The sequence below is a fragment of the Enterobacter sp. E12 genome (genome assembly GCF_014596715.2).
GTDB lineage: Bacteria > Pseudomonadota > Gammaproteobacteria > Enterobacterales > Enterobacteriaceae > Enterobacter > Enterobacter bugandensis.
Window position 1 is genome coordinate 2,017,731 of the sequence record NZ_CP115601.1, and the last position, 23,731, is coordinate 2,041,461.

25 protein-coding genes and 2 tRNA genes are annotated in these 23,731 nt (G+C 55.9%); 12 read left to right on the plus strand and 15 right to left on the minus strand.

Features of this window, described 5'->3' with window-relative positions; genetic code table 11:
- The first annotated feature begins 1 nt into the window (after position 1).
- Together sufE and IB212_RS09605 are read left to right on the plus strand one after the other, a co-directional pair.
- The gene (gene sufE, locus IB212_RS09600; RefSeq protein WP_041910378.1) at positions 2-418 is read left to right on the plus strand and encodes a cysteine desulfuration protein SufE; all 417 of its coding nucleotides are present in this window, start codon (positions 2-4) and stop codon (positions 416-418) included.
- 97 nt (positions 419-515) lie between these two features.
- Positions 516-1,529 carry a L,D-transpeptidase family protein gene (locus IB212_RS09605; protein ID WP_028012870.1) on the plus strand — a complete coding sequence of 338 codons (1,014 nt, stop codon included), beginning with the start codon at positions 516-518 and terminating at the stop codon, positions 1,527-1,529.
- Between the two features lie 60 nt (positions 1,530-1,589).
- Here IB212_RS09605 and lpp read toward each other — a convergent pair whose 3' ends face one another.
- The 4 genes from lpp to IB212_RS09625 all read right to left on the minus strand — a co-directional run bounded on the left by lpp (position 1,590) and on the right by IB212_RS09625 (position 6,453).
- On the minus strand, positions 1,590-1,826 hold the full coding sequence (gene lpp, locus IB212_RS09610) for a murein lipoprotein Lpp (protein WP_001082307.1): 237 nt from the start codon (positions 1,824-1,826) through the stop codon (positions 1,590-1,592).
- A 309-nt stretch (positions 1,827-2,135) separates the two neighbouring features.
- Positions 2,136-3,548: a pyruvate kinase PykF gene (pykF, locus tag IB212_RS09615; RefSeq protein WP_014883536.1), complete on the minus strand. Its 1,413-nt coding sequence runs from the start codon at positions 3,546-3,548 to the stop codon at positions 2,136-2,138.
- Between the two features lie 377 nt (positions 3,549-3,925).
- Complete coding sequence (locus IB212_RS09620; RefSeq protein WP_041910375.1) at positions 3,926-5,071, minus strand: PLP-dependent aspartate aminotransferase family protein; 1,146 nt, start codon at positions 5,069-5,071, stop codon at positions 3,926-3,928.
- Positions 5,072-5,082: 11 nt separating this feature from the next.
- The gene (locus tag IB212_RS09625) at positions 5,083-6,453 is read right to left on the minus strand and encodes a cystathionine beta-synthase (RefSeq protein ID WP_041910373.1); all 1,371 of its coding nucleotides are present in this window, start codon (positions 6,451-6,453) and stop codon (positions 5,083-5,085) included.
- A 399-nt stretch (positions 6,454-6,852) separates the two neighbouring features.
- On the opposite strand from IB212_RS09625, the gene IB212_RS09630 reads away from it, so the two are divergent.
- The 4 genes from IB212_RS09630 to fumD all read left to right on the plus strand — a co-directional run bounded on the left by IB212_RS09630 (position 6,853) and on the right by fumD (position 9,692).
- On the plus strand, positions 6,853-7,875 hold the full coding sequence (locus IB212_RS09630) for a methionine ABC transporter ATP-binding protein (RefSeq protein WP_188245659.1): 1,023 nt from the start codon (positions 6,853-6,855) through the stop codon (positions 7,873-7,875).
- Positions 7,868-8,536: a methionine ABC transporter permease gene (locus IB212_RS09635; protein ID WP_028012874.1), complete on the plus strand. Its 669-nt coding sequence runs from the start codon at positions 7,868-7,870 to the stop codon at positions 8,534-8,536. Before IB212_RS09630 ends, IB212_RS09635 begins: the two co-directional genes overlap by 8 nt.
- Positions 8,537-8,559: 23 nt before the next feature.
- Entirely contained in the window at positions 8,560-9,372 is an 813-nt protein-coding gene (locus tag IB212_RS09640; RefSeq protein WP_028012875.1) for a MetQ/NlpA family ABC transporter substrate-binding protein, read from the plus strand.
- A gap of 110 nt (positions 9,373-9,482) precedes the next feature.
- Positions 9,483-9,692: a fumarate hydratase FumD gene (gene fumD, locus IB212_RS09645; RefSeq protein ID WP_028012876.1), complete on the plus strand. Its 210-nt coding sequence runs from the start codon at positions 9,483-9,485 to the stop codon at positions 9,690-9,692.
- On the opposite strand, the gene IB212_RS09650 is transcribed toward fumD, so the two are convergent.
- From IB212_RS09650 to IB212_RS09665, 4 genes are read right to left on the minus strand one after another with little or no spacing between them, the layout of a single operon-like run.
- Positions 9,673-10,359 (minus strand): amino acid ABC transporter permease, encoded by a 687-nt coding sequence (locus tag IB212_RS09650; RefSeq protein WP_041910365.1) that lies wholly within the window; start codon positions 10,357-10,359, stop codon positions 9,673-9,675. The two genes, fumD and IB212_RS09650, sit on opposite strands and share 20 nt — an antisense overlap.
- On the minus strand, positions 10,343-11,089 hold the full coding sequence (locus IB212_RS09655) for an amino acid ABC transporter permease (protein ID WP_041910363.1): 747 nt from the start codon (positions 11,087-11,089) through the stop codon (positions 10,343-10,345). The genes IB212_RS09650 and IB212_RS09655 overlap by 17 nt, the downstream gene beginning before the upstream one ends.
- A complete protein-coding gene (locus IB212_RS09660) occupies positions 11,089-11,904 on the minus strand; it encodes an amino acid ABC transporter ATP-binding protein (RefSeq protein WP_041910361.1) in 816 nt (271 codons plus the stop codon). The genes IB212_RS09655 and IB212_RS09660 overlap by 1 nt, the downstream gene beginning before the upstream one ends.
- A 2-nt stretch (positions 11,905-11,906) precedes the next feature.
- Positions 11,907-12,737: an ABC transporter substrate-binding protein gene (locus tag IB212_RS09665; protein ID WP_071993779.1), complete on the minus strand. Its 831-nt coding sequence runs from the start codon at positions 12,735-12,737 to the stop codon at positions 11,907-11,909.
- A 241-nt stretch (positions 12,738-12,978) separates the two neighbouring features.
- On the opposite strand from IB212_RS09665, the gene IB212_RS09670 reads away from it, so the two are divergent.
- From IB212_RS09670 to IB212_RS09680, 3 genes are all read left to right on the plus strand, one after another.
- Positions 12,979-13,146 carry a hypothetical protein gene (locus tag IB212_RS09670; protein WP_032644868.1) on the plus strand — a complete coding sequence of 56 codons (168 nt, stop codon included), beginning with the start codon at positions 12,979-12,981 and terminating at the stop codon, positions 13,144-13,146.
- 144 nt (positions 13,147-13,290) lie between these two features.
- Complete coding sequence (locus IB212_RS09675) at positions 13,291-14,697, plus strand: DUF1996 domain-containing protein (RefSeq protein ID WP_041910359.1); 1,407 nt, start codon at positions 13,291-13,293, stop codon at positions 14,695-14,697.
- A 117-nt stretch (positions 14,698-14,814) separates the two neighbouring features.
- Entirely contained in the window at positions 14,815-14,892 is a 78-nt protein-coding gene (locus IB212_RS09680) for a hypothetical protein (RefSeq protein ID WP_232927035.1), read from the plus strand.
- A 35-nt stretch (positions 14,893-14,927) separates the two neighbouring features.
- Here the strand turns inward: IB212_RS09680 and IB212_RS09685 are convergent, their stop codons facing one another.
- Positions 14,928-15,068: a hypothetical protein gene (locus tag IB212_RS09685; RefSeq protein ID WP_003857665.1), complete on the minus strand. Its 141-nt coding sequence runs from the start codon at positions 15,066-15,068 to the stop codon at positions 14,928-14,930.
- A gap of 125 nt (positions 15,069-15,193) precedes the next feature.
- Between IB212_RS09685 and IB212_RS09690 the strand changes: the two genes are divergently transcribed.
- Positions 15,194-15,976, plus strand: a complete 783-nt coding sequence (locus IB212_RS09690) for an MBL fold metallo-hydrolase (protein ID WP_041910357.1) — start codon at positions 15,194-15,196, stop codon at positions 15,974-15,976.
- A 72-nt stretch (positions 15,977-16,048) separates the two neighbouring features.
- On the plus strand, positions 16,049-16,684 hold the full coding sequence (locus tag IB212_RS09695) for a carbonic anhydrase (protein ID WP_028012884.1): 636 nt from the start codon (positions 16,049-16,051) through the stop codon (positions 16,682-16,684).
- 28 nt (positions 16,685-16,712) lie between these two features.
- Here the strand turns inward: IB212_RS09695 and IB212_RS09700 are convergent, their stop codons facing one another.
- The 4 genes from IB212_RS09700 to mdtK all read right to left on the minus strand — a co-directional run bounded on the left by IB212_RS09700 (position 16,713) and on the right by mdtK (position 20,111).
- Complete coding sequence (locus IB212_RS09700; RefSeq protein ID WP_041910356.1) at positions 16,713-18,308, minus strand: FAD-NAD(P)-binding protein; 1,596 nt, start codon at positions 18,306-18,308, stop codon at positions 16,713-16,715.
- A gap of 118 nt (positions 18,309-18,426) precedes the next feature.
- Positions 18,427-18,503, minus strand: a tRNA-Val gene (locus IB212_RS09705).
- 4 nt (positions 18,504-18,507) lie between these two features.
- A tRNA-Val gene (locus IB212_RS09710) sits at positions 18,508-18,584 on the minus strand.
- A 153-nt stretch (positions 18,585-18,737) separates the two neighbouring features.
- Positions 18,738-20,111: an MdtK family multidrug efflux MATE transporter gene (mdtK, locus tag IB212_RS09715; RefSeq protein WP_041910354.1), complete on the minus strand. Its 1,374-nt coding sequence runs from the start codon at positions 20,109-20,111 to the stop codon at positions 18,738-18,740.
- 225 nt (positions 20,112-20,336) lie between these two features.
- Here mdtK and IB212_RS09720 point away from each other — a divergent pair, with 225 nt between their 5' ends.
- The gene (locus IB212_RS09720; protein WP_041910352.1) at positions 20,337-20,978 is read left to right on the plus strand and encodes a riboflavin synthase; all 642 of its coding nucleotides are present in this window, start codon (positions 20,337-20,339) and stop codon (positions 20,976-20,978) included.
- A gap of 31 nt (positions 20,979-21,009) precedes the next feature.
- Here IB212_RS09720 and cfa read toward each other — a convergent pair whose 3' ends face one another.
- Positions 21,010-22,158, minus strand: coding sequence for a cyclopropane fatty acyl phospholipid synthase (gene cfa / locus IB212_RS09725; RefSeq protein WP_028012888.1), 1,149 nt, complete (start codon positions 22,156-22,158; stop codon positions 21,010-21,012).
- A gap of 297 nt (positions 22,159-22,455) precedes the next feature.
- Entirely contained in the window at positions 22,456-23,646 is a 1,191-nt protein-coding gene (punC, locus tag IB212_RS09730; RefSeq protein ID WP_041910350.1) for a purine nucleoside transporter PunC, read from the minus strand.
- Between the last annotated feature and the right edge of the window lie 85 nt (positions 23,647-23,731).

Genomic DNA, 23,731 nt, shown 5'->3' on the forward strand with positions numbered 1-23,731 from the left:
GATGGCAGAACTGCCGGACAGAGACAAATTGCTGCGCAACTTTGGACGCTGTGCTAACTGGGAAGAGAAGTACCTTTATATCATCGAGCTGGGGCAGCGTCTGCCGCCGCTCGGAGAAGACGCGCATAACCCGGAAAACATTATTCAGGGCTGCCAGAGCCAGGTGTGGATTGTGATGGAGCAGTCTGACGACGGCACTATCGCCCTGCACGGCGACAGCGATGCGGCCATTGTAAAAGGGCTGATTGCGGTCGTCTTTATTCTTTACCACCGGATGTCGGCGCAGGATATCGTCGCGTTCGATGTCCGCCCGTGGTTTGAAAAAATGGCCCTGACCCAACACCTCACCCCGTCCCGCTCCCAGGGGCTGGAAGCGATGATTCGCGCCATTCGCGCCAAAGCTGCAATCCTTAGCTAGACTTACAGAACAGCATTCATTCTGTTTCGCGAGGTGGTTCCCGCCTCGCTGGTTTTTCAGCTTTCTGGCATCCTGCCAGTGAATAAGGAATCTCAGCATGAAGCGCGCGTCTCTAATAACTCTATTACTCCTCAGTTCGCTCGGTACGTTTAATTCGGCCCGCGCGATGGACTATCCGTTGCCGCCCGCAGGCAGCCGTCTGATTGGGCAAAATCAAACCTACACGATACAGGAAGGGGATAATAAGCTTCAGACTATCGCCCGTCGGTTTAATACGGCGGCGCAGGTGATCCTTGAAACGAACAATACCATTGCGCCAGTAAACCCGGCGCCGGGTACCGTTATCACGATCCCGTCGCAGATGTTGCTGCCGGATACCCCGCGCGAAGGCATTGTGGTTAACCTGGCCGAGCTTCGGCTCTACTACTTCCCGCCGGGAGAAAATATTGTCCAGGTATTCCCGCTCGGCATCGGACAGCTGGGGCTGGAAACGCCGGTGAGCACCACCCGCGTCAGCCAAAAAATCCCTAATCCAACCTGGACGCCAACGGCGGGCATCAGAGCGCGTTCCCTGGCCCAGGGAATTAAATTGCCACCCGTTGTCCCGGCGGGGCCAAATAACCCGCTGGGGCGCTATGCGCTGCGTCTGGGAATTGGTAATGGGGAATATCTTATTCACGGCACCAGCGCGCCGGACAGCGTAGGTCTGCGCGTCAGTTCCGGCTGCATGCGAATGAACGCCCCGGATATTAAAGCCCTGTTTGAACAGGTGCGGGTCGGCACGCGGGTACAGATCATCAACGAGCCGGTGAAATTCTCGGTTGAGCCGGACGGTAAGCGCTATATTGAGGTCCACCGTCCGCTGGCGCAGGTGGAGGGCGAGAACCCGCAGATTTCGCCCATTACCCACTCGGCAGACTTTGCCACCTTTGTTTCTCAGGCCGGAAGCGATAAGGCGTTAATTGATAAAGCCCTGGCCCGCCGTGCCGGGATCCCGGTTGTCGTATCCGCAGGTAGCGGCCCGTCGGCCAGCAATAGCGTGTTGTCAGTGCAGAACAGCCGGGTGTCTGCTGCGGTAGCAGAAGAGGAAGGGGAAAAGGTAACGCAGTAGCAGTTTGACGCAGGCAAAAAAAATGGCGCACAATGTGCGCCATTTTATTAACAGGTACTATTACTTACGGTATTTAGTAGCCTGGTTGTCCAGACGCTGGTTAGCGCGAGCTGCGTCGTCTTTAGCAGCCTGAACGTCGGAACGCATTGCGTTCACGTCGTTGCTCAGCTGGTCAACTTTAGCGTTCAGAGTCTGAACGTCAGAAGACAGCTGATCGATTTTAGCGTTGCTGGAGCAACCAGCCAGCAGAGTAGAACCCAGGATTACCGCGCCCAGTACCAGTTTAGTACGATTCATTATTAATACCCTCTAGATTGAGTTAATCTCCATGTAGCGTTACAAGTATTACACAAACTTTTTTGGGTTGAGAATATTTTTTTGATGGGAATACGCCTATTTTTGATCGTTCGCTCAAAGAAGCATCGAATCAGTGCGTTTTGAGTAAAAAGCTATGTAAAAAAAGGCATTTTTCATCGGATTCATCTTAGATAAATCGCATTTAAATAGAAAAACCCGATTTGCTTTTTGAATGAATTTGGCTAATGCCGGGAATAAAAAAAGCGCCCATTGGGCGCTTTTTATCAAATTTAATTCGTTCGTGAATTATTACAGCACGTGAACGGAGGCAGTATTGGTTGTTCCGCTTGGTACCAGTGCACCAGAAACCATTACAACCACGTCGCCCTTCTGCGCCAGACCGCTTTCCAGAGCCATTGCTTTACCCTGAATGTAGAAATCGTCAGTAGAGGCGATCTCTTTGACCAGGTGCGCAACCACGCCTTTGCTCAGCACCAGCTGACGTGCGGTGGTTTCGTTGGTGGTCAGGGCCAGGATGGTGGCATCCGGGAAGTATTTACGCACTGCGCGCGCAGATTTACCGCCCTGGGTCGCAACAACAATCAGTGGCGCTTCCAGTTTCTCAGCGGTTTCTACCGCACCGCGGCACACTGCTTCAGTGATGCGCAGCTTACGGCTGTCGTTGTTGAAGTCCAGACGGCTGGTCATCACGCGGTCAGTACGTTCGCAGATGGTCGCCATGATGCCAACCGCTTCCAGAGGGTATTTCCCTTTCGCGGATTCACCGGACAGCATGACTGCATCGGTACCGTCGAGGATGGCGTTCGCCACGTCGCCTGCTTCAGCGCGGGTAGGGCGTGGGTTTTTGATCATGGAATCCAGCATCTGCGTGGCGGTGATAACCACTTTACGCGCGCGAACACATTTCTCGATCATCATCTTCTGCGCGAAGATCACTTCTTCAACCGGGATTTCAACGCCCAGGTCGCCACGAGCAACCATGATGCCGTCAGACGCTTCGAGGATTTCGTCGAAGTTGTTCAGGCCTTCCTGGTTTTCGATTTTGGAGATGATCTGGATCTTCTCGCCGCCGTGGGCTTTCAGGTGCTCACGAATTTCAACCACGTCGGAACGCTTACGGATGAAAGATGCCGCAACGAAATCAACGCCTTGTTCGCAGCCGAAGATCAGGTCCTGTTTGTCTTTCTCCGCCAGTGCTGGCAGCGCGATAGAAACGCCCGGCAGGTTAACGCCTTTGTTTTCGCCCAGGTCGCCGTTGTTCAGCACTTTACAGATAACTTTGTTGCCTTCGATAGCGGTGACTTCCATACCGATCAGACCATCGTCGACCAGCACGGTGTTACCCACGGACAGATCGCTGGTGAAGCCTTCATAGGTGACCGCAACGATTTCGCTGTTACCAACAACGGATTTGTCGGTAGTGAAGGTGAAGGTCTGGCCCGCTTTCAGAGAGACGTCGTTACCGCCTTCCAGTTTGATGGTACGGATTTCCGGACCTTTGGTGTCGAGCAGGATCGCCGCTTTTTTACCGGTCTTGCTCATCACGTTGCGCAAGTTCTGGATACGCTGACCGTGTTCTGCGTAGTCACCGTGGGAAAAGTTCAGACGCATCACATTCATGCCGGCGTCCAGCATTTTGCTCAGCATCTCTTCGGATTCGGTTTTCGGGCCGATAGTACAAACAATTTTCGTCTTTTTCATGACAGTCTTAGTCTTTAAGTTGGGAAGGATATGGAAATCTCGCTCCGGGGGCGCACCGCCGCGGAGTCAAACCTGTGTTGCAAAAGAGTATATGACACGCACTAAGGATAGGAGACATCAAATGAGCGTGCAGAAGAAAGTGTGCCTGAGTGACAGCCCAACGAAGGAGAGGAGAAGTTGTACGTTGTTTTTTGTATTCCAAGCGCTGAAACCATTCACCAGGGATTTGGCGCGCATTATACGCTAATTTTAAGATAAAAGGAAAATGGAAACGGTGTTTCAGAATTAATCAATGCCGTTTCACATAATATTGTTATCAAGGCGTTAAGCCATGATGACAACTTTTGGCGGCAGGTGAGCGACCTGCCGCCGTTTGCTTATTTTTGCAGCGCCTGGCTGAGGTCGGCAATCAGGTCTTTTGGATCTTCAATGCCTACCGAGAGGCGGATCAGCTGCGGCACAATGCCGTTTGCCAGCCGTTGCTCCAGCGGAATCGAGGCGTGCGTCATGCTGTAAGGCTGACTCACGAGACTCTCCACCCCGCCCAGGCTTTCCGCAAGAGTGAACAGCTTCAGGTTGCGAATCACCTCGGTGGCGCGTTGCGCATCGCCTTTTACCACGACGGAAATCATCCCGCCCGGCAGGGCCATCTGGGTGCGGGCAAGCTGGTACTGCGGATGCGATTCCAGGCCGGGATAGAACACTTTTTCGACAAGAGGATGCTGCGCCAGCCATTGCGCAATCTCCAGCGCGTTGGTGCTGTGCTTTTCGACCCTCAGCGCAAGCGTGCGGATACCGCGCAGGGTCAGGAAGCTGCTAAACGGATCCAGGACGCCACCGACCGCATTTTGCAGATAGCCAAGCTGGTCCGCCAGCGCCGGATTATCTCCCACCACTGCCAGCCCGGCCACCACGTCAGAGTGCCCGTTAAGGTATTTGGTGGCGGAGTGCACCACGATATCGAAACCGGACGCCAGCGGGCGGTGGATCACCGGCGATGCGAACGTGTTATCCGCCACGCTGATGACGTTATGACGACGGGCGATCGCCGCAATGGCCGTCAGATCCGCCAGCTTCAGCAGCGGGTTGGTCGGCGTTTCGACCCACACCATGCGGGTCTCCGGGCGAATGGCGGCCTCAAGCCCGGCTAAGTCGTCCGGCTTAACCCAGCTGACCTGCAGGCCCGTACTGCGTTTGCGCACGTTTTCAATCAGGCGATACGTCCCGCCGTAAACGTCATCAATGGCGACGATATGGCTGTCTTTATCCAGCAGTTCGAGCACCGTGGAGATGGCCGCCAGACCGGAAGCAAAGGCGTAGCCGCGCGTGCCGCCCTCCAGTTCGGCGATGGCGGTTTCCAGCGCATGGCGCGTTGGGTTGCCGCTGCGGGAATACTCATAGCCGGTATGCTCGCCGGGTGACGGTTGCGCAAACGTCGACGTGGCGTAAATCGGCGGCATGACGGCGCCGTGCGGGTCGTTGAATGCGCCGCTGTGGACGCTCAGGGTTGCCAGGTTTTTCATCGTTTCATCCTTTATTGCTGTAGACGATTGCGCCACGCGGTCAGGACGTCGCTGCGCGTAATCAGACCGAGAAAACGGTCATTGTCGTTAATGACGGCTACCAGACCGCGGTCGAAGATGGCGTGCAGGGCGCTCTCCGGGGCACGTTTATCGAGAAATTCCACCTGACGGGTCATGGCCGCCGTGACCGGCAGGGCAAAGCGGTCGCCGTCGCCGCCGATATGCCGCAGCAGATCCCACTCGTCGATAATGCCCACCACCTTGCCGTTCTCCAGGACCGGCAGCTGAGAGATGTCATACAGGCGCATGCGTGCCAGCACGGTGGAAAGCGTATCGTCCGGCGCGGCGGTGACGGTAGCGCCTTCATCATGGCGCAGGGCAATGTAGTCGGAGAGATCGCCCGCCTGAGGGCGCGTGATAAGCCCCTGCTGGCGCATCCAGTCGTCGTTAAACATCTTCGAGAGATACTTATTGCCACTGTCGCAGGCGAAGGTCACCACGCGCTTCGGCGTGGTTTGCGCCTGGCAATACTTCAGCGCCGCCGCCAACAGCGTGCCGCTGGAGGAGCCAGCCAGAATGCCTTCCGTCTTCAGCAGCTCGCGCGCGGTGGCGAAGGCTTCGCGGTCGGAGATGCGCCAGGCACGATTCACCCCTTCGATGTGAGCCAGCGGGGGAATAAAGTCTTCGCCAATGCCCTCTACCAGCCAGGAGCCCGCGTCGTGGTAGCGTCCGGTTTCCACCTGGTCGGCCAGCACCGACCCGGCGGGGTCAGCCAGGACAAACTCCGTGTGCGGAGAGTGCTCGGCGAACCACGCCTGCAGGCCACCGAGCGTACCACCTGAGCCGACGCCGACCACGATGGCGTCAATTCTGCCGTCAAGCTGCTCGTACAGCTCCGGTGCCGTGGTGGTGCGGTGCGCCAGCGGGTTGGCCACGTTATTAAACTGGTCGATGTAAAACGCGCCGGGCAGCTCGTTAGCCAGACGCCGGGCGTAATCCTGGTAATAGGCGGGGTGGCCCTTATTCACGTCCGAGCGGGTCAGCACCACCTGAGCACCCAGCGCGCGCAGGTGGAAAATCTTTTCGCGGCTCATTTTGTCGGGCACTACGAGGATCAGCGAGTAGCCTTTCTGGGCGGCGATCAGCGCCAGGCCGAGGCCGGTATTGCCCGCCGTGGCCTCAATAATCGTGCCGCCCGGCTGCAGCTGGCCGGTGCGCTCCGCTTCGTTAATCATCGACAGCGCAACGCGGTCTTTAATCGAGCCGCCAGGGTTCTGGTTCTCCAGCTTCAGAAACAGCGAGCAGGGACCGGTATCAAGCTTATGCAGCTGGATCAGCGGCGTGCGGCCAATCAGTTCGGTGACGGAGTGGTAAATCGTCATGATGTTTTCCTTTCGGTATGTCATGACGGGATGATAGGGCTGTGAAATTTTCTCAATAAAGAACCATTCACTGCCGTTTAGAACGGAAAGGAATATAAATGCCATTTTTGGATGGCAGGACAGCAAGACGTAAAGTTGTCTGGATGTGGGGATGGCTATATCGGGATAAAGTGCTGCAAAAATGACCGTTTTTTGCGCGCGTCCGCCAGCAGATATGCATCCGGCAGATAATCATTGCTGAAATTGGTCTAAATGCTTCCCACCCGGTAAATCCGCTGTTTATTTCCGAAAGTTATACCACATTCTTTTTTATTCATTTAAAAGCTGATAACGCCTGATTACTATCTTTTGGACATCCATACTGCTAAACCGCTATATGCGAACGGATAACGTATAAGAATGATCGTACTCAGGAATATTTCGAAGATTTTTGACAACGGAAAGGTCGCGCTGACCGCCGTTGATAACGTCAATTTGACGATAGAGCAGGGACAGATTTACGGCATTATCGGTTACAGCGGCGCCGGGAAAAGCACGCTGATTCGCCTGCTGAACGGTCTGGAGAAACCCAGCGCCGGGAGCGTCACCATCAACGGGCAGGATATCTCCGCCGCAAAAGGTGAAGCACTGCGCCAGGCGCGTCTGAAGATCAGCATGGTGTTTCAGCACTTCAACCTGCTGTGGTCGCGCACGGTGAGTGAGAACATTGCTTTCTCTATGCAAATTGCCGGTGTGCCAAAAGCGAAGATTAAGGCGCGCGTCGCCGAACTGGTGGAGCTGGTTGGCCTGAAGGGACGCGAAAATGCGTACCCGTCGCAGCTGAGCGGCGGGCAAAAGCAGCGCGTGGGGATTGCGCGCGCGCTGGCCAACAACCCCGACGTGCTGCTCTGCGATGAGGCTACGTCCGCGCTTGACCCGCAGACCACCGATCAGATCCTCGATCTGCTGCTGGATATTAACCGCCGCTTCAGGCTGACCATCGTGCTGATCACGCACGAGATGCACGTGGTGCGCAAAATCTGCGACCGCGTGGCGGTGATGGAGAACGGCAAAGTGGTGGAAGAGGGCGACGTGCTGAGCGTCTTTACCCATCCACAGCAGCCGATTACGCAGCAGTTTGTCCGCCAGGTGAGCCAGTACGCCGAGGAAGAGACCTTCAATACCGAACTGGCAAACGATCTGGAAGGCACGGTGATCAGGCTGACCTTTACCGGACACAGCACGCACAAGCCGATTGTCGGGGAACTCACCCTGCGCTACGGCCTGCCGTTTAACATCCTGCACGGAAAAATGACGCAGACCGCCCACGGTGTTTTCGGGCAGCTCTGGGTCCACGTGGCGGCATCCGATGAACAACTGAACAATATCCTCGCCGACCTGCAGCACAGCGATATTGAAGGCGAGGTAATTAAACATGTCTGAGAATCTCTTTCCGCATCTCAAGTGGGATCAGCTCTGGGCGGCAACGCTGGAGACGCTGTACATGACCGCGCTGTCCGGCGTGGCGACCTTTGTTCTGGGCATCGTGCTGGGCCTGGCGCTGTTTTTAACCGCGCGCGGTGGCTTGTTCCACAACCGCACGGTCTACAGCGTCATTTCGATAGTGGTGAACGTGTTCCGCTCTATTCCGTTCATCATTCTCATCGTTCTGCTGATCCCGTTCACCAAGACCGTCGTCGGCACCATCCTTGGCGCTAACGCGGCGCTGCCGGCCCTGATTGTCGGCGCCGCGCCGTTTTATGCGCGTCTGGTGGAGATCGCCCTGCGCGAAGTGGACAAAGGGGTCATTGAAGCAACGCGCTCGATGGGCGCACGACTGAGCACGCTCGTGTTTCGGGTTTTACTGCCGGAATCATCACCTGCACTGGTATCAGGTATTACGGTGACGCTGATTGCGCTGGTGAGCTACAGCGCCATGGCGGGGGTGATTGGCGCCGGTGGTTTGGGAAATCTGGCTTATCTGGAAGGATTCCAGCGCAACCATGGTGACGTCACGCTGGTGGCAACGGTGACCATTTTAATCATCGTTTTCATTATCCAGTTCTGCGGCGATGTCATTACTTCACTGTTAGATAAACGCTAATAAATACACACAGGAACCACATCATGAAAAAGACACTGACACTGATCGCCGCCGCAACCCTGAGCGCCCTGAGCTTCGCCTCATGGGCCGACACCCTGACCGTGGGCGCATCCAACACGCCGCACGCCGAAATTCTGGAGCAGGCCAAGCCGATTCTGGCGAAGCAGGGTATCGACCTGGAGATTAAACCGTTCCAGGACTACATTCTGCCGAACACTGCGCTCGCGGGTCATGACATCGACGCGAACTATTTCCAGCACATTCCTTACCTGAACAGCGTGCTGAAAGATCATGCGGGCGATAAAGACTACGATTTTGTCAGTGCGGGCGCGATCCACATTGAGCCAATCGGCATCTACTCAAAAAAATATAAATCCCTGAAGGACCTGCCGGAAGGCGGCAAGATCATCATGCGTGATGCGGTTTCCGAGGAAGGCCGTATTCTCTCCATCTTCGAAAAAGAGGGCGTGATCAAGCTGAAGCCGGGCATCGACAAAGTGACGGCGCGCATCAGCGATATCGTTGAGAACCCGAAAAAACTGAAGTTCACGCCAAACGTGGAAGCGTCCCTGCTGCCGCAGATGTACAACAACGACGAAGGCGACGCGGTGGTGATTAACGCCAACTATGCGATAGACGCCGGTCTGGATCCGGTTCACGACCCGATTGCTGTCGAGAGCGGTGAAAACAACCCGTACGCTAACATCATTACCGTGCATCGCGGCGATGAGAAAAAGAAAGACATCGTCGCGCTGGTGAACGTGCTGCACTCCAAAGAGATTCAGGACTGGATCCGCACCAAATACAAAGGCGCGGTCATTCCCGTGAACAACTAATTATTTGATTTTCCAGATGAAGCCCGGCGAGATCCTCGCCGGGCTTCTTTTTTGTATCCGGCGGGAGAATCATTTAAGCTCAACGTTTAACAGGCAATGGAGTGATGACGATGGGTAACGTGACCAAAGATGAAGCGCTGTACCAGGAGATGTGCCGGGTGGTCGGAAAGGTGGTGCTGGAGATGCGTGATTTAGGGCAGGAGCCGAAGCATATTGTCATTGCGGGCGTGCTGCGCACGGCGCTGGCGAACCAGCGCATCAAGCGCAGCGCACTGACAACCGAAGCGATGGAAACGGTGGTTAAGGCGCTGGCCGGCTAACGCGCCAGCGTTTCGCGACCTGTTCAAGCGAGCAGCAGAGCAGGTAATAGACCGCACCCGTAAAGATAAAGATGGCCGCCGGGTAGATTTGCACCCGGTTGTTGACCTGTCCCGCCACCGTGGTTAGCTCCGGGACGTTGACGATGAATGCCAGCGACGTATCCTTCAGCAGGCTGATAAAAATTCCCACCAGCGACGGCAAAATATTTCTCAGCGTCTGCGGCAGCAGCACGCGCCACAGGGTTTGCTGCGTGCTGAACCCCTGAGACAGCGCGGCCTCGTGTTGACCCACAGGGAGCGCCCTGAGCCCGGCAAAAACCGAATGCATCACCGATGCCGCCGTAAACCAGGCCAGCGCCAGCGTCACGGTCAGCGCCCCCGGCAGATCCCCGCCGGTGATCAGCGGCAGCAGGTACCACATCCAGAAAATCACAAAAATCAGGGGAATACCGCGAATCAACTCCGCCCACAGAAAAAGCCCCCTGCGCACCAGCCCAGGATAGCGCCAGGCGAGGCACGCCAGCGCCACGCCGCCGGGAAGCGCAAGCAGGGCGGCCCCTGCGGCCATCAGCAGCGAAAGCAGTACGCCGCCGGGTTCACCCGCTGCCGTTCGTCCCCACAGCAGATAATCCAGGTTTTCGACAATAACGTTAAATCCTGCCATCATCTTTTTTCCTCCCTGAATGCGGACCGACGCGCACCAGCACCATCCCCATGACAATGCCGGTAAGCAAATAGAGCACCGTACCGACGATAAACGCCTCCATGGCGTGAGCGTTGTAACTTTCAATCTGCCGGACCTGGTAGGTTAGCTCAGCGAAGCCAATCCCGCTGGCGAGCGAGGAGAGCTTCATCAAGTTGAGGTACTGGCCGACAACGGGCTGCCAGGCGTTGGCGAGCCCCTGCGGCAGAAGGATGTAGCGAAATAAACGCCACGAGGAGAACCCTTGCGCCAGCGCCGCTTCATGCTGTCCGGCAGGAACAGAACGCAGTCCCGATGCCGCTTCCTCAATTAAAAACGCCGAGGTAAAAACGCCCAACCCCCAGGCAGAACATAAAAACTCAGGGGTAAACCACCAGACGTCGCCGGGCAGAATTGACCAGCTGTGATCCGCATTCACCGCGTCTCGAAAGCCCTGCGGTAACCCGTTCCAGGCGGCGAAATACCAGAACAGCAGCTGCACCAACAGCGGCGTATTGCGAAACAGCGATACCCAGCCGTTGACGATCGCATTCCCGATGCGTCCACCGGAAAGACGCAGGAGCAAAAAGGTCGGTGCAAGCAGGCTGGCGATCAGGCCCCCCGCCAGCGTCACCCACAGGGTGGTGAGAAATCCGGAGAGTATCCATTGCAGAGGCTGTCCGGCCAGCACGCCCTGCCAGTCGAGGGCGGGCATCAGAGGTGCTCCTGGTGCAGCGGGTTCAGCACTTTTTGCAGGAAACGCTGCGCCCGGGGATGCGACGGTTGACTGAAAAATTGCACCGGCGGCGCGGTTTCAAGAATCTGCCCGCCGTCGATAAAGACAATCCGGTCGGCAATTTCCCGGGCGAACTGCATCTCATGAGTCACGACAATCATGGTGATCCCGCTATGGGCAAGGGCTTTCATGACGAATAATACTTCGCCAATCATCTCCGGATCGAGCGCCGACGTCGGCTCGTCGAAGAGGATGATCTGCGGCGACGAGGCCAGGGCGCGGGCAATCGCCACGCGCTGCTGCTGGCCGCCGGAAAGCTCAGCGGGGAGGTGGTGAGCCTTTTCCTGCATTCCGACCTTCTCCAGCAGCGCCAGCGCGCGCTCCTGAGCTGGCTGTGGCTTCCAGCCGTGCACATGCTCCAGCGCCAGGGTGATGTTCTGGCTGGCGGTGAGGTGGGCATACAGATTGAACTGCTGAAACACAAATCCAACGCGGCTGCGCAGCTGACGCAGCCTGCTGCCGGAAAGCTGCCCGGTCGGCTTGCTGTCGACCAGGATTTCCCCGCCGCTCAGGGTTTCAAGCTGATTGATAAGACGGATCAGCGTTGATTTACCCGAACCGGAAGGGCCGAGAATAGCAACCACTTCACCGGGCGTGATGGTGAGGTTAATGTCGCGTAAAACCTGATGGTCGCCGTAGCGTTTGTCCACGTGACGAAACTCAACGCTGGCCTGTTCCAGATGTGAAAAATCCGCGGCACCGTCCGCGGAATGGGAAAATAAACCTGAGAGCATAATTACCTGGCTTCTATTTTAAAGGCGCGAGGCTGTGGAGCGGGCGTGTTTGGGCCAAACCAGACGTCATAGATTTTTGCCGCCTGACCGTTCTTCTCGAGATTAACCAGCTCATCGTTGACGGCTTTCAGCAGCGCCGTTTCACCTTTCTTCACCCCGACGCCAATTTCTTCTTTACTGAGCAGATCGGGCAGGATTTTGAAGTTCGCTTTATCCGGAGCCTGTGCCAGCAGGCCTGCAAGAATTGTGCTGTCCTGGGTAATGGCCTGTACGTTGCCGTTGCGCAGCGCCGTCAGCGCCAGAGGAATGTCGTCATAAGCCAGCACGCGGGACTGCGGGAAACGCTGGTGGAGCGCCTGTTCACCCGTGGTGCCTTTGACCGCGCCAATGCGCGCCCGGCTGTATTCATCCAGCTTATCGGGCGATTTGGCGGGAACCAGGAACTGTTGTCCGGTCACGAAATAGGGGGTGGAGAAATCAATCACCTGCGCGCGTTCCGGGGTGATGGTGATATCCGCTACGATCAGATCTGCTTTACCGGACTGAAGCAGCGGAATTCGGTTGGCCGGATTGGTGGCAACCAGTTCAAGCTTCACGCCGAGTGATTTTGCCAGTGCTTTGGCAAAGTCCACGTCGTAACCCACGATCTCGTGCGTTTTTGCATCAATTGAGCCAAACGGTGGGTTGGCGTCAAACGTGGCGACTTTCACCACCCCTGCGGCCTTAATATCTTCCAGCCGATCGGCCAGCGCCTGCGCTGAAAACAGGCTCCCGGCGGCCAGTAATCCCAGAACTGCCGTCCCTTTTTTAAACCTTTTCATCTTTGCTGCCATAGTCATCGTTCGTCCCGTTGTTTTTGTTTTGCACCGTTACGCTCCCATAAGCAAAAGCTATCGCCAAATAAGAAAATGTTCTTTGCTCTATACAAAAAAGCATTAGTGAACAGTGTGTTACCGGCAGGTAAATGTAAGGAGCTATTTGCACGTCCTGCACATCGACTGCCGGAATTGATATTTCCGCGGCCAGGAAACGCGTGCTTAACTCAAGGCTGGTGAAGCGAGAGGGGTAAAGGCAATGAAAAAATGGATCGGCACGCTACGGCGGTTTTTTGCGACCCGGCCAGCGAATGCGGAGAACAGCGCGCAGCGTGTTCTGGAGTCAATACTGCCTGTTGCCAGCCTGTATGGCGTGGACGTCGCTAACATCGACCCGGAGTGGTTCCATGATAAAACGTCACGCTGAACTTCGCCGCACGCGCGAAACGTACTGGAATGAGCTGTGCGTGATGCCTGTAAAGCAGGGATGAACGGAAAAATACGCGGGCAAATCCTCGGTAAACCCTGGCCGTTTTGATACCAATATCTCCTTTCTCAGAAGGAGATGATAATGAAACGGACAGTATTAACCCCGGCACTTTCTGCCACCGCACTACTGATTGCCATGCAGACGGCGCACGCTGCGCCACAGGCGCACGTCGTCTGCGGTTACTCCCACACGCTCGGCGACGATGCCATTATGATGCACGGCATGCCCAACGAGGCCATGCTGCACGATTTTTTTGGCAACGTGCAAACGGATGCCTTCTCCAGCCGTGAATCGCTGCGTAAAGATGAAAAGACCACCTGCGATAACAAAGCAGACAGCTCGGCCTACTGGGCACCCTCTCTGAAATTGCCTGACGGAACGGTGGTCAAACCCGCCTATCAAAAAACCTATTATCAGGCATCGAACGTCGACGCCTGGCCGCTGCACCCGTTCCCGGCGGGGCTGTCGCTGCTGGCGGGCGATCATCACGGCACCGCGCCGAATCCACATATCACCTTCCTGTGCGCTAACGGCAAGGGCTACACCACCAAAACGGGTGAGGTCTGCGGCTTACGCAAGGCGAACGATGCCGTGCAGTTTAATATTGGCATTCAGTTTCCGAACTGCTGGGACGGGGTAAATCTTAAGCCCGCTCACGGTCTTGCCAATGCCACCTACGACACCAAAGGGCAGTGCCCGTCCGACTTCCCGGTGAAAATTCCCACCGTGAACATGAACATTGCGTACGTGCTCCCGACGATTAGCTCGCTCGATACCAGTAAAGCGCAGCTTTCTCTCGATCCCATCATGCACGGCAACAAGCGTGAAGAGCGGTGGGGGAGCCTGTATACGGCGCATGCTGATTTTATGAACGGCTGGACGGAAGACGCCGCGCGCTTTATGACCGACCTGTGCATGAACCGCGGTCTGGACTGCGGCACCACCGTTCCGTATGGTTATTCAAAAGCGAAGGCCAACGTCTGGCTCAGCAGCCTGGAGCCCGCGCTTACCCAGCCAGAGCCCCAGGTCCTGCTGGTGCAGGATAACTGGCAGAACGGCGGGCGCACCAAAAACAGCGAAACGCTGTCGCTGGTGAAGTTTCACATTCCCCCGCTGCCTGCCGGACAGGATCCTTCGCAGTTTAAATACCGCGTGCGGATTTATGGCGGGAAAGTGGAAACCAACGGCGCGGATCAAATTTTCTTCTATCCGGCAAGCAACGACTGGGATCCGGCCAGCGTGAGCTGGCAGTCGCGGCCAGCCTGTAACTACCGCTCGGATGCGGTGCTTTACCTTAACCACTCCCGCGAATACCGGATGGTGGACGTGGATAAGGCGGTGCGCAAGGCGCTGGCAGAAGGGAAAACCGAGATTTCGTGGTACATCGGCGGCGATCGTCAGGGAAATCACTACCAGTTTGAGACGGCGTCTTCCCCGCAAAGCCTGATCCTGATGCTGACCGGCTTTAGCAAAACGCCTGAGATCTGATTACGCCCGCGTTTTTTTGTTCTCATCAACGTTAACTGGTAATGTCGACAGCCTGAAAAATGAGAAGGGCATTCTGGTTACCCTGGGGTACTGCTGGAAGGGTGCAGTAATAAAGAGGTGGCTGCACGCCTGAATCTTTCCCCGAGAACCGTGGAAGCGCACCGTGCGGCGGCCATTGACTGGCTGAAAAAGTAAAATAAAAAAGCACCGGTTTACCGGTGCTTTTTTTATCAAATCTTGCAGGCATCACCGCAGTCGTCGTCGGCAACAATCGCCTGCGCTTTTTTATCCGCGTCGTCCAGACGTTCCGCGTTACGCTCTTCCGCTTCATCCAGACCGTTAAAAACTAAGTTATCGAGATCAATTTCCATGTTGCACCTGCTCTGTTCGGTTTTTGATACTGGCACAGTATAGGGTAAAAAACGTCGGCAATGTACCTCGCAGCACATAAGGATAATCCCTGCCATACTCAGTGCTTTATCACCGAGGAGCGCTCATGATTACACTCTGTAAAACCTGCGGTACCTCCTATGATGGAAAGCCGGAGAGATGTCCGATTTGCGAGGATGAACGCCAGTATGTCCCGGTCAGCGGTCAGGCGTGGATTGATTACGCGACGGTGACGGCCACGCACGTGAATAAATGGCAGCAGCTGGAGCCCGCGCTGTTCAGTATCAAAACGGTTCCCGCTTTTGCGATTAACCAGAGGGCGCTGCTTCTGCGCACCCCGCACGGCAATATTCTTTGGGACTGCATTGCCAACCTTGATCCGGCAACCCAAACGCTCATCACCGCGCTCGGTGGCCTTCACGCCATTGCGATTTCGCATCCGCACTATTACACCACGATGCAGGAGTGGGCCGCGGCTTTCGATGCGCCAGTGTACCTGCACGCCAGCGACCGCGAATGGGTGATGCGCAACAGCCCGGCGATTCATTTCTGGGAGGGGGAGGCGCTGGAGATTTGGCCGTCCGTCACGTTGCTACGTCTCGGCGGCCATTTTGCGGGCGGAACGGTGCTGCACTGGCAGGAGGGAGAGGGCGTTTTGCTGGCGGGGGATATTTTGCAGGTCACCCCGGGGAAAGATGCGGTGTCGTTTATGTGGAGCTACCCGAATATGCTCCCGCTGCCTGCCCGTACGGTTGAGGTCGTTACCCGGCGCCTGGCGGGAAAATCGTTCGCTCGTCTTTACGGCGCGTTCGAAGGGCAAAACATCCCGGCGAACGCCGACTACATCGTGCAGCGGTCGGGCCAGAAATATATTGCTTGTCTCAGGTAAAGTACGGTGGGTAAACTTTACGAGTGTGATCGCGATCATACCTAAACGAAAACAGATAAAAGAGAAATTGCTATGCAACATATCATTGAAGGTTTTCTCAGCTTTCAAAAAGAGATTTTCCCGCAACGTAAAGAGCTCTTTCGCAGTTTAGCGTCCAGCCAGAATCCCAAAGCGCTGTTCATCTCCTGCTCCGACAGCCGTCTGGTTCCTGAACTGGTCACCCAGCAAGAGCCGGGACAGCTTTTTGTCATTCGTAATGCTGGCAACATTGTCCCGCCTTTCGGGCCGGAGCCGGGCGGCGTATCTGCAACTATCGAGTACGCGGTGGTGGCGCTGGGCGTGACGGATATCGTGATCTGCGGCCACTCCAACTGCGGCGCGATGAAGGCGATTGCCGATAACGCCAACCTGGAGCCAATGCCAGCCGTATCGCACTGGCTGCGCTATTCCGACGCGGCGAAAGCCGTGGTAGAGAAGAAAAGCTGGGACAAGCCGATCGATAAAGTGAATGCGATGGTGCAGGAGAACGTGTTTGCGCAACTGAGCAACATCAAGACCCATCCGTCCGTCGCGGTGGGCCTGCGTAATAATTCGCTTCGTCTGCACGGTTGGGTGTATGACATTGAAAGCGGCAAAATCCTTGCCCTGGATAAGAACACCAAAACGTTCGTATCGCTGTCGGAAAACCCAGAGGTCTTCTTCGAGTAATTACCGATAGCAGGGCATGGAAGCCCTGTCAGTTCTCCACGTACGGTAACCGACGCCGTCTCCCCGAGGCAGGTTTTTCAGCCGCCTTCGCCATCGCCTCTGCAATTTCCGCACACTCCGCCAGCCCCTGAACGAAGGGACTATCGTGCATCAGCCACGGTATCGCACCGAAAGCAATGCGCCCGCGAACCGTTTCAGGCGCTTTAAGCGTGTAATCCTCGCCAATATCGGGTATCTCGTCGCCCGTCTCTGCCAGCTGTTTACGCAGCGTCGGGAAAGGCAAGTCCTTTGTTTTGAGCGGCTTTTGTCCGCGCGCGTCAATAAACACGTCGAAACGATAAACGCTCTCTTTGGTGGTAATTACCGTCCGATCGCTGCCAGCGTCGAGCGTGTAATCATCGCCAAGCGCCGCCACGCTAATGATGCCGGCCTCGCGAAGCGCAAGCAGCCTGCGGATAGACTGCGGCGGGATGGCGGCATAGTTGTCGATAAACACGCGGGCGAGGCCCTGCTTAAAGCGCTCTCTGTCGTCGTCGTTGAGGTGGGGCACAATCTCCTGAACCACCTCATGCAGTCGAAGGACGGTATAGCGCCAGGCCACGGTGCGCCGTTCGCGTTTGTTGCGTTCTACCTCGCTGAGGTTCTCTTCCGCCCAGGTAAAGGGGCCGTGCCGTTTACGGTCCTCAAACCATGCCTCACGAAGGCTGTCGGCATCCTGGTTACGCAGAGAAATTTTCTCGCACCACGCCGGGTCAGCGAGCTCGAGCTCTTTCACCATCAGGGAAAATATGCGGTCAAGCAGGCCGTCCGATCCTTTGGCTATCTCGCGTTCAACCACGAATTCGGTCAATACCGACAGCGGTTCGTAAGGGATTGGACAGTAAAAATCGGCTTCCGGCAGAATGCCCGTGCGGGACATCAGCGTAATGTTTAACCCTTCGCTGCCCTTGTCGAGGAGGAATTTACCGTCACGAAACTCACCGTGCTGCATTACCACCGCCATAGCCGCGTCCAGACCGCTCAACGACGTTCCCATAATGCCCACGCGGCAAGGGGGAATGCTGGCGTCCATCAATCCCGACCACGGGCTGGGGAAGAACGTGCGCGTGGCTTCCTCCTCATCTGGCCAGACGTGGCCGGTGGCGATAACCGCCAGGTCGAACCGATCGGGCAAAGTGGTGTCGTTGACGGAAAGCGTTACGCCGGTTGTCGAGGGGATGATGTCCGTTACCTTCGCGGATTCATGGACCGCAACCTGGAACCCCAGCTTTTTTGCCTCTTTCACGATTGAACGCAAGCTGTCGCGAAAATACTCTCCCAACAGGAGTCTGGGCAGGAACTGCCGGTCATGCAGGCTGGCTTTATCAACCATAAAGCGCGCCAGATGGGCGTCGCTCTGTTCCTTGAGCCAGTCGAGGTAGGTCATAAAAATGGGCGGGATTTCTATGCTCGCAATGTTCGCCAGCATCAGCCGGGAATTATTGTCGTCGTTATAGGGCATGCCCACGCCGGCTTGCTCGGCCTGTTCGAAGACGGATACGGAGAGCGGGGTGCTGTTATTAAGCAGATGATAAAAGGTGTAAATCCCTGTAGGGCCGGAGCCGATAATCGCGATATTCTTCATTGACGCGCTTCCTGTATTTATTCCATAAGAAAAGCGTAGCAGGAGAATAATGATGAAAATAAGCGATTAAGAAAATTCAGGGTAAAAGGAGAGAATTTGCACCATTTCAGGACTGAAATGGTGCGTCCGAGTGGACTCGAACCACCGACCCCCACCATGTCAAGGTGGTGCTCTAACCAACTGAGCTACGGACGCAGAATGGTGCGTTCAATTGGACTCGAACCAACGACCCCCACCATGTCAAGGTGGTGCTCTAACCAACTGAGCTATGAACGCAACGTGTTGTCGGTGACAACGGGGACGAATATTAGCGGCACAGCATCAAGGAGGCAAGAGGGAAAACGCATTTTTCTCTCTGATTTCACGCGATTGCTTCATTACCGCGCAAAGTGAAGAGAAAGTAGCCGCCAGCTGGCGGCTACTGCGTAGTTAACGCGCAGCGCGCTGCAAAATTACCGTTGACGGCTGGCGCTGCAGGAAGCGCATGCGCATCATCATCATGATCGCCGCCGACGTCAGTCCGATGATAAAGCCCATCCAGAATCCGGCTGGTCCCATGCGATCAACGACCAGATCGGTCAGCGCCAACACGTAGCCAGTAGGCAGACCCAGCATCCAGTAGGCGATAAAGGTAATAAAGAAGATAGAACGCGTGTCTTTATATCCGCGCAATACGCCGCTGCCAATCACCTGAATGGAGTCAGAAATCTGGTAAATCGCGGCCAGCAGCATCAGGTGCGATGCCAGCGTGACGACCTCCGGATTATCGTTATAGAGCAGGGCAATTTGCTCGCGCAGCGCCACCGTAAAAAGCGCCGTGCAAATGGCCATGCAGACGCCAACGCCTAATCCGGTGCGCGCGGCGGTTTGCGCATCAAGCGTCGAGCCTTGCCCCAGGCGGAAGCCCACGCGGATCGTCACTGCCGCGGCCAGCGACATGGGCAGAACAAACATCAGAGAGCTGAAGTTCAGCGCGATCTGGTGCCCGGCGACGTCCACAATGCCCAGCGGGGAGACCAGCAGGGCGACCACGGCAAACAGGGTCACCTCAAAGAACAGCGCAAGGGCAATCGGCAGCCCCAGCTGCACCAGGCGCGTCATGATGTTCCAGTCCGGCGTGCTGAATCTGTTCTCGTTACGAATATCGCGCATTGAACGGGCGCGTTTCACATAAGCGATCATACTGAAGAACATTACCCAGTAAACCGCAGCCGTCGCCACGCCACAGCCGACGCCGCCCAGCTCCGGCATGCCGAAATGGCCGTAAATAAAGATATAGTTCACCGGAATATTCACCAGCAGGCCGATAAAGCCCATCACCATGCCGGGCTTGGTTTTCGCCAGCCCTTCACACTGGTTACGGGCGACCTGGAAAAAGAGGTAGCCGGGCGCACCCCAGAGCAGGGCGCGCAGATAGCCCACCGCTTTGTCTGCCAGCGCCGGGTCAATATTGTGCATGGCGCGGATGATATGACCCGCGTTCCAGAGCACGACCATAATCAGCACGGAGACAAACCCTGCCAGCCAGAAACCCTGGCGGACCTGATGGGCAATACGCTCGCGACGACCCGAGCCATTAAGCTGAGCGATAACAGGGGTGAGGGCGAGCAGCAGACCGTGGCCGAACAGGATGGCCGGCAGCCAGATTGACGTGCCGATGGCAACGGCCGCCATATCGGTGGCGCTGTAGCCACCCGCCATTACCGTATCCACAAAACCCATTGCGGTCTGGGCCACCTGCGCGACGATCACTGGTATAGCCAGTGCCAATAGCTGGCGCGCTTCATTCATGTACTTCTGCACGTGAACACCTTTATTTTGTAGTTATATGAGAGACTAAAAAAGCCGCCGAAACGGGCAGCAAGAAGAAAATGCAGGGGGGTGCCAGCTATTGTAGCGGGCTTTAGCTATTTATCTAGTGAAAAAATCGCCAGAAAATGCGCTCCGCTGGCAACCTGTTTTTCCAACTGTTATTGTGGTGGGATTAAACGGTGTCACCACCGTCCGGAAAAAACAGGAGTTGTAAGCATGTTTACTGGTATTGTGCAGGGCACCGCCAAAGTGGTGTCCATTGATGAAAAACCTAATTTTCGTACTCATGTTGTAGAGCTGCCGGAATATATGCTCGACGGCATAGAGACCGGCGCCTCGATTGCCCATAACGGCTGCTGCCTGACGGTGACCGAAATTAACGGTAACCAGATTAGCTTTGATTTAATGAAAGAGACGCTGCGTATTACCAACCTGGGTGAACTGGTGGTGGGGGATACCGTCAACGTTGAGCGCGCGGCGAAGTTCAGCGACGAGATTGGCGGCCATCTGATGTCCGGGCATATCATGACCACCGCCGAAGTGGCGAAAATCGTCACATCAGAAAATAACCGTCAAATCTGGTTTAAAGTGCAGGACCCGTCATTAATGAAATACATCCTCTATAAAGGGTTTATTGGCATTGATGGGATTAGTCTGACGGTGGGAGAAGTGACTCCGACGCGTTTTTGCGTGCATTTAATTCCCGAGACGCTGCAGCGCACCACGCTGGGTTCGAAAAAACTGGGGCATCGCGTGAATATCGAAATCGATCCGCAAACCCAGGCGGTTGTAGATACCGTTGAGCGCGTGCTGGCCGCAAAAGAAGCCGCAATAATTAAAGCTGTAGAAGACGAATAAAAAATAACCCCGGCTGACCGGGGTTATTTTTCTAGCGTGCGACACGCAAGCCGTGTTCAATCCCACGGCTAAAAACAACCTGCCAGAGCTGAATATCTCGCGCGCGAAACGCCCCCGCGCAGGCATTCAGATAATAGCTAAACATCCGCTTGAATCGTTCAGAATAGTTGTCCGCAATTTCAGGCCAGGCTTCCTGAAAACGTGCATGCCACGCCATTAACGTGGTGTCGTAATCCGCGCCGAAGTTATGCCAGTCTTCCATTACGAAATGGGATTCGCTGGCGTTGGCAATCTGGCGTACGGACGGTAAACAGCCATTCGGAAAGATGTATTTGTTGATCCACGGGTCAACGTTATTGTCGGTCCGCTTAGAGCCGATGGTGTGCAGCAGGAAAATACCGTCCGGTTTCAGATTACGGTCCACCACCTCGAAATAGGTGTCGTAATTTTTCGGCCCGACGTGCTCGAACATGCCCACGGAAACGACCCGGTCAAACTGTTCGTTCAGGTCCCGGTAATCCTGCAGGCGGATATCCACATCAAGCCCCAGGCACCGCTCCTGCGCCATTTTTTGCTGTTCAGCGGAAATGGTGACGCCGACCACGCTGACGCCGTAGTGCTTCGCCATAAAATACGCCAGCCCGCCCCAGCCGCAGCCAATATCCAGCACGCGCATACCGGGCTGCAACTGCAATTTCTCGCTAATCAGGCGCAGCTTGGCCTGCTGAGCCTCTTCAAGCGTCGACGCCTCTTTCCAGTAGGCGCAGGAGTATTGCATGAAGGGGTCCAGCATGCGGCTGAACAGATCGTTGCCGAGATCGTAATGCTCTTTGCCGACGATCCAGGCACGCTTTTTACTTTGCAGGTTAAAGAGACGGGCAGAGGCGACACGCAGGGTGTCTTTAAGATTACGGGGGAGCTGTTTTTCCAGACCAGCACGCAGCACGCTGGCGAAAAAAGTATCCAGCCGTTCGCATTCCCACCAGCCGTCCATATAGCTTTCCCCCAGGCCTAGCGACCCCTCGCGCAACACGCGTTTAAAAAAATCGGGATGTTTAACCTGAGGATCCGATGGGGATGATCCGTTGATAGTGATGCCTGCACGACCTAACAGTTCACTGACGATCCGGGACCAGTTATCGTCCGGAACGCTGACTTCTTCTATACACGATGAACTCATAGCTTCTCCATCACCCTACTGTGATCAGAACCTTAAAACAGCGTAGACGCTTTTTTGGTTTGTGAGAAATCTCACGGTAAATACCGCGAGGCTAGTATCCGACGTAGAACAGAGGAAGGGAGATAACCCTTGCCGAAATGCCTTCCATGGTAAAACGGGAGCACTCCGGCTCCCGTTAACACATAATAATTATCGTATTTAATCGAACCAAATTTAGTATAGGCCTCAAAATTTGGTGATTCAATAGAAAATTCTTAGCAACCTAATCACTGAAAATTAACATAGTTTCTGGCGCGATTAGGCATGCGAGGTTTCTACCTGCGTGCTCTCATCCTGCGCGGAAGCCTGCATGCGATAGCCTATGACGGCCAGCGCAACGGTAGCCAGCATCACGCTGGTCGTCGTCAGCAGCGGCGTGGCAATCAGCGCGGAGACCACCAGGCTTGCCAGGAAGCACAGCCCCAGCTGCAGGGTGTTCTGCAGCGCAGCCGCGCGGCCTGTCGCCTGCGGGAACGGACGCAGCGCCTGCGCCACAACGATAGGGTAGATCGCTCCGTTCGCGATGGCCATCACACAGAATGGAATCAATATTTCGGCCAGACCCGCGCCCGGAATAAAGCCAACGGCCCAGGTGCCAATGACGCTCAGCGCATAGAGCACCAGCAGCCACGGCAGCATCTGCTCGCCTTCCCATTTTTGCAGCGCCGCGCGGCAGCCGTACCCGCCCACCAGGAACGCGATGGTCTGCGGAACGTAGCTCAGGCCAATGGCCGCCGGGCTATAGCCCATATCGTGCAGAATAAACGGCGAACCGGTCAGCCACGCGAAGAAGCTCGCCGAGCAGGCGGCATAGATCAGAACGTTGCCGCGATACGCTTTCGCGCTCAGCAGGGAGATGAAGGTAATCGGCTTCGCGTCTGCGTGCGCCTCTTTCTTATGCGCGGGCTTGAGGGTGAACGCCGGCAGCATCAGCACCAGCGTGATGGCAAACAGCGTGGCAAAGATGGCCTGCCAGTCAAAGTGCGCGAGGATCCAGCTTCCCAGCAGCGGGGCGAGGGCCGGTGAGAGCCCTACCAGCGGCATGATGGTGGCGAAAATACGGTTAGTGCGGTTCGCCGGATAGTAGTCGGTGACCAGCGCCTGCCAGGTCACGGCCGCGGCACAGACGCCGACCGCCTGAACAAACCGCAGCACCAGCAGCCAGGTGGCATCGCGCACCCATAGCATCCCCAGGCAGCCCACGGCAAAAATGGCCAGCCCCAGCAGCAGCACCGGTTTACGCCCAAAGCGATCCGAAAGCGGTCCCCAGAGCAGCTGCGCGAAGGCAAAACCGGCCAGGAACAGGCTCAGGCTAGCGCTGATGGCGGCAGCAGGGGTTTGCAAATCTTCCTGCATGGCGGCAAACGCCGGCAGGTACATATCGGTGGCCAAAAAGCCCAGCACGCTTAAGCCGCCGAGCCAGACTAAAAAACCTTTCCTGGGTTGCACTGTTTTATTCTCCTGAGGAGGCAGGTATACGTTGGCGCTGAGTGTAGGGAGTGCAAAGCCGCTTGTGAAACGCTAATATTTGGCG

Excerpts from the sequence above, each read along its gene's own strand:
- sufE (WP_041910378.1), top strand. The coding sequence starts at position 2 with ATGGCAGAACTGCCGGACAGAGACAAATTGCTGCGCAACTTTGGACGC.
- IB212_RS09605 (WP_028012870.1), top strand. The coding sequence starts at position 516 with ATGAAGCGCGCGTCTCTAATAACTCTATTACTCCTCAGTTCGCTCGGT.
- lpp (WP_001082307.1), bottom strand. The coding sequence starts at position 1,826 with ATGAATCGTACTAAACTGGTACTGGGCGCGGTAATCCTGGGTTCTACT.
- pykF (WP_014883536.1), bottom strand. The coding sequence starts at position 3,548 with ATGAAAAAGACGAAAATTGTTTGTACTATCGGCCCGAAAACCGAATCC.
- IB212_RS09620 (WP_041910375.1), bottom strand. The coding sequence starts at position 5,071 with ATGAAAAACCTGGCAACCCTGAGCGTCCACAGCGGCGCATTCAACGAC.
- IB212_RS09625 (WP_041910373.1), bottom strand. The coding sequence starts at position 6,453 with ATGACGATTTACCACTCCGTCACCGAACTGATTGGCCGCACGCCGCTG.
- IB212_RS09630 (WP_188245659.1), top strand. The coding sequence starts at position 6,853 with ATGATCGTACTCAGGAATATTTCGAAGATTTTTGACAACGGAAAGGTC.
- IB212_RS09635 (WP_028012874.1), top strand. The coding sequence starts at position 7,868 with ATGTCTGAGAATCTCTTTCCGCATCTCAAGTGGGATCAGCTCTGGGCG.
- IB212_RS09640 (WP_028012875.1), top strand. The coding sequence starts at position 8,560 with ATGAAAAAGACACTGACACTGATCGCCGCCGCAACCCTGAGCGCCCTG.
- fumD (WP_028012876.1), top strand. The coding sequence starts at position 9,483 with ATGGGTAACGTGACCAAAGATGAAGCGCTGTACCAGGAGATGTGCCGG.
- IB212_RS09650 (WP_041910365.1), bottom strand. The coding sequence starts at position 10,359 with ATGATGGCAGGATTTAACGTTATTGTCGAAAACCTGGATTATCTGCTG.
- IB212_RS09655 (WP_041910363.1), bottom strand. The coding sequence starts at position 11,089 with ATGCCCGCCCTCGACTGGCAGGGCGTGCTGGCCGGACAGCCTCTGCAA.
- IB212_RS09660 (WP_041910361.1), bottom strand. The coding sequence starts at position 11,904 with ATGCTCTCAGGTTTATTTTCCCATTCCGCGGACGGTGCCGCGGATTTT.
- IB212_RS09665 (WP_071993779.1), bottom strand. The coding sequence starts at position 12,737 with ATGGCAGCAAAGATGAAAAGGTTTAAAAAAGGGACGGCAGTTCTGGGA.
- IB212_RS09670 (WP_032644868.1), top strand. The coding sequence starts at position 12,979 with ATGAAAAAATGGATCGGCACGCTACGGCGGTTTTTTGCGACCCGGCCA.
- IB212_RS09675 (WP_041910359.1), top strand. The coding sequence starts at position 13,291 with ATGAAACGGACAGTATTAACCCCGGCACTTTCTGCCACCGCACTACTG.
- IB212_RS09685 (WP_003857665.1), bottom strand. The coding sequence starts at position 15,068 with ATGGAAATTGATCTCGATAACTTAGTTTTTAACGGTCTGGATGAAGCG.
- IB212_RS09690 (WP_041910357.1), top strand. The coding sequence starts at position 15,194 with ATGATTACACTCTGTAAAACCTGCGGTACCTCCTATGATGGAAAGCCG.
- IB212_RS09695 (WP_028012884.1), top strand. The coding sequence starts at position 16,049 with ATGCAACATATCATTGAAGGTTTTCTCAGCTTTCAAAAAGAGATTTTC.
- IB212_RS09700 (WP_041910356.1), bottom strand. The coding sequence starts at position 18,308 with ATGAAGAATATCGCGATTATCGGCTCCGGCCCTACAGGGATTTACACC.
- IB212_RS09720 (WP_041910352.1), top strand. The coding sequence starts at position 20,337 with ATGTTTACTGGTATTGTGCAGGGCACCGCCAAAGTGGTGTCCATTGAT.
- cfa (WP_028012888.1), bottom strand. The coding sequence starts at position 22,158 with ATGAGTTCATCGTGTATAGAAGAAGTCAGCGTTCCGGACGATAACTGG.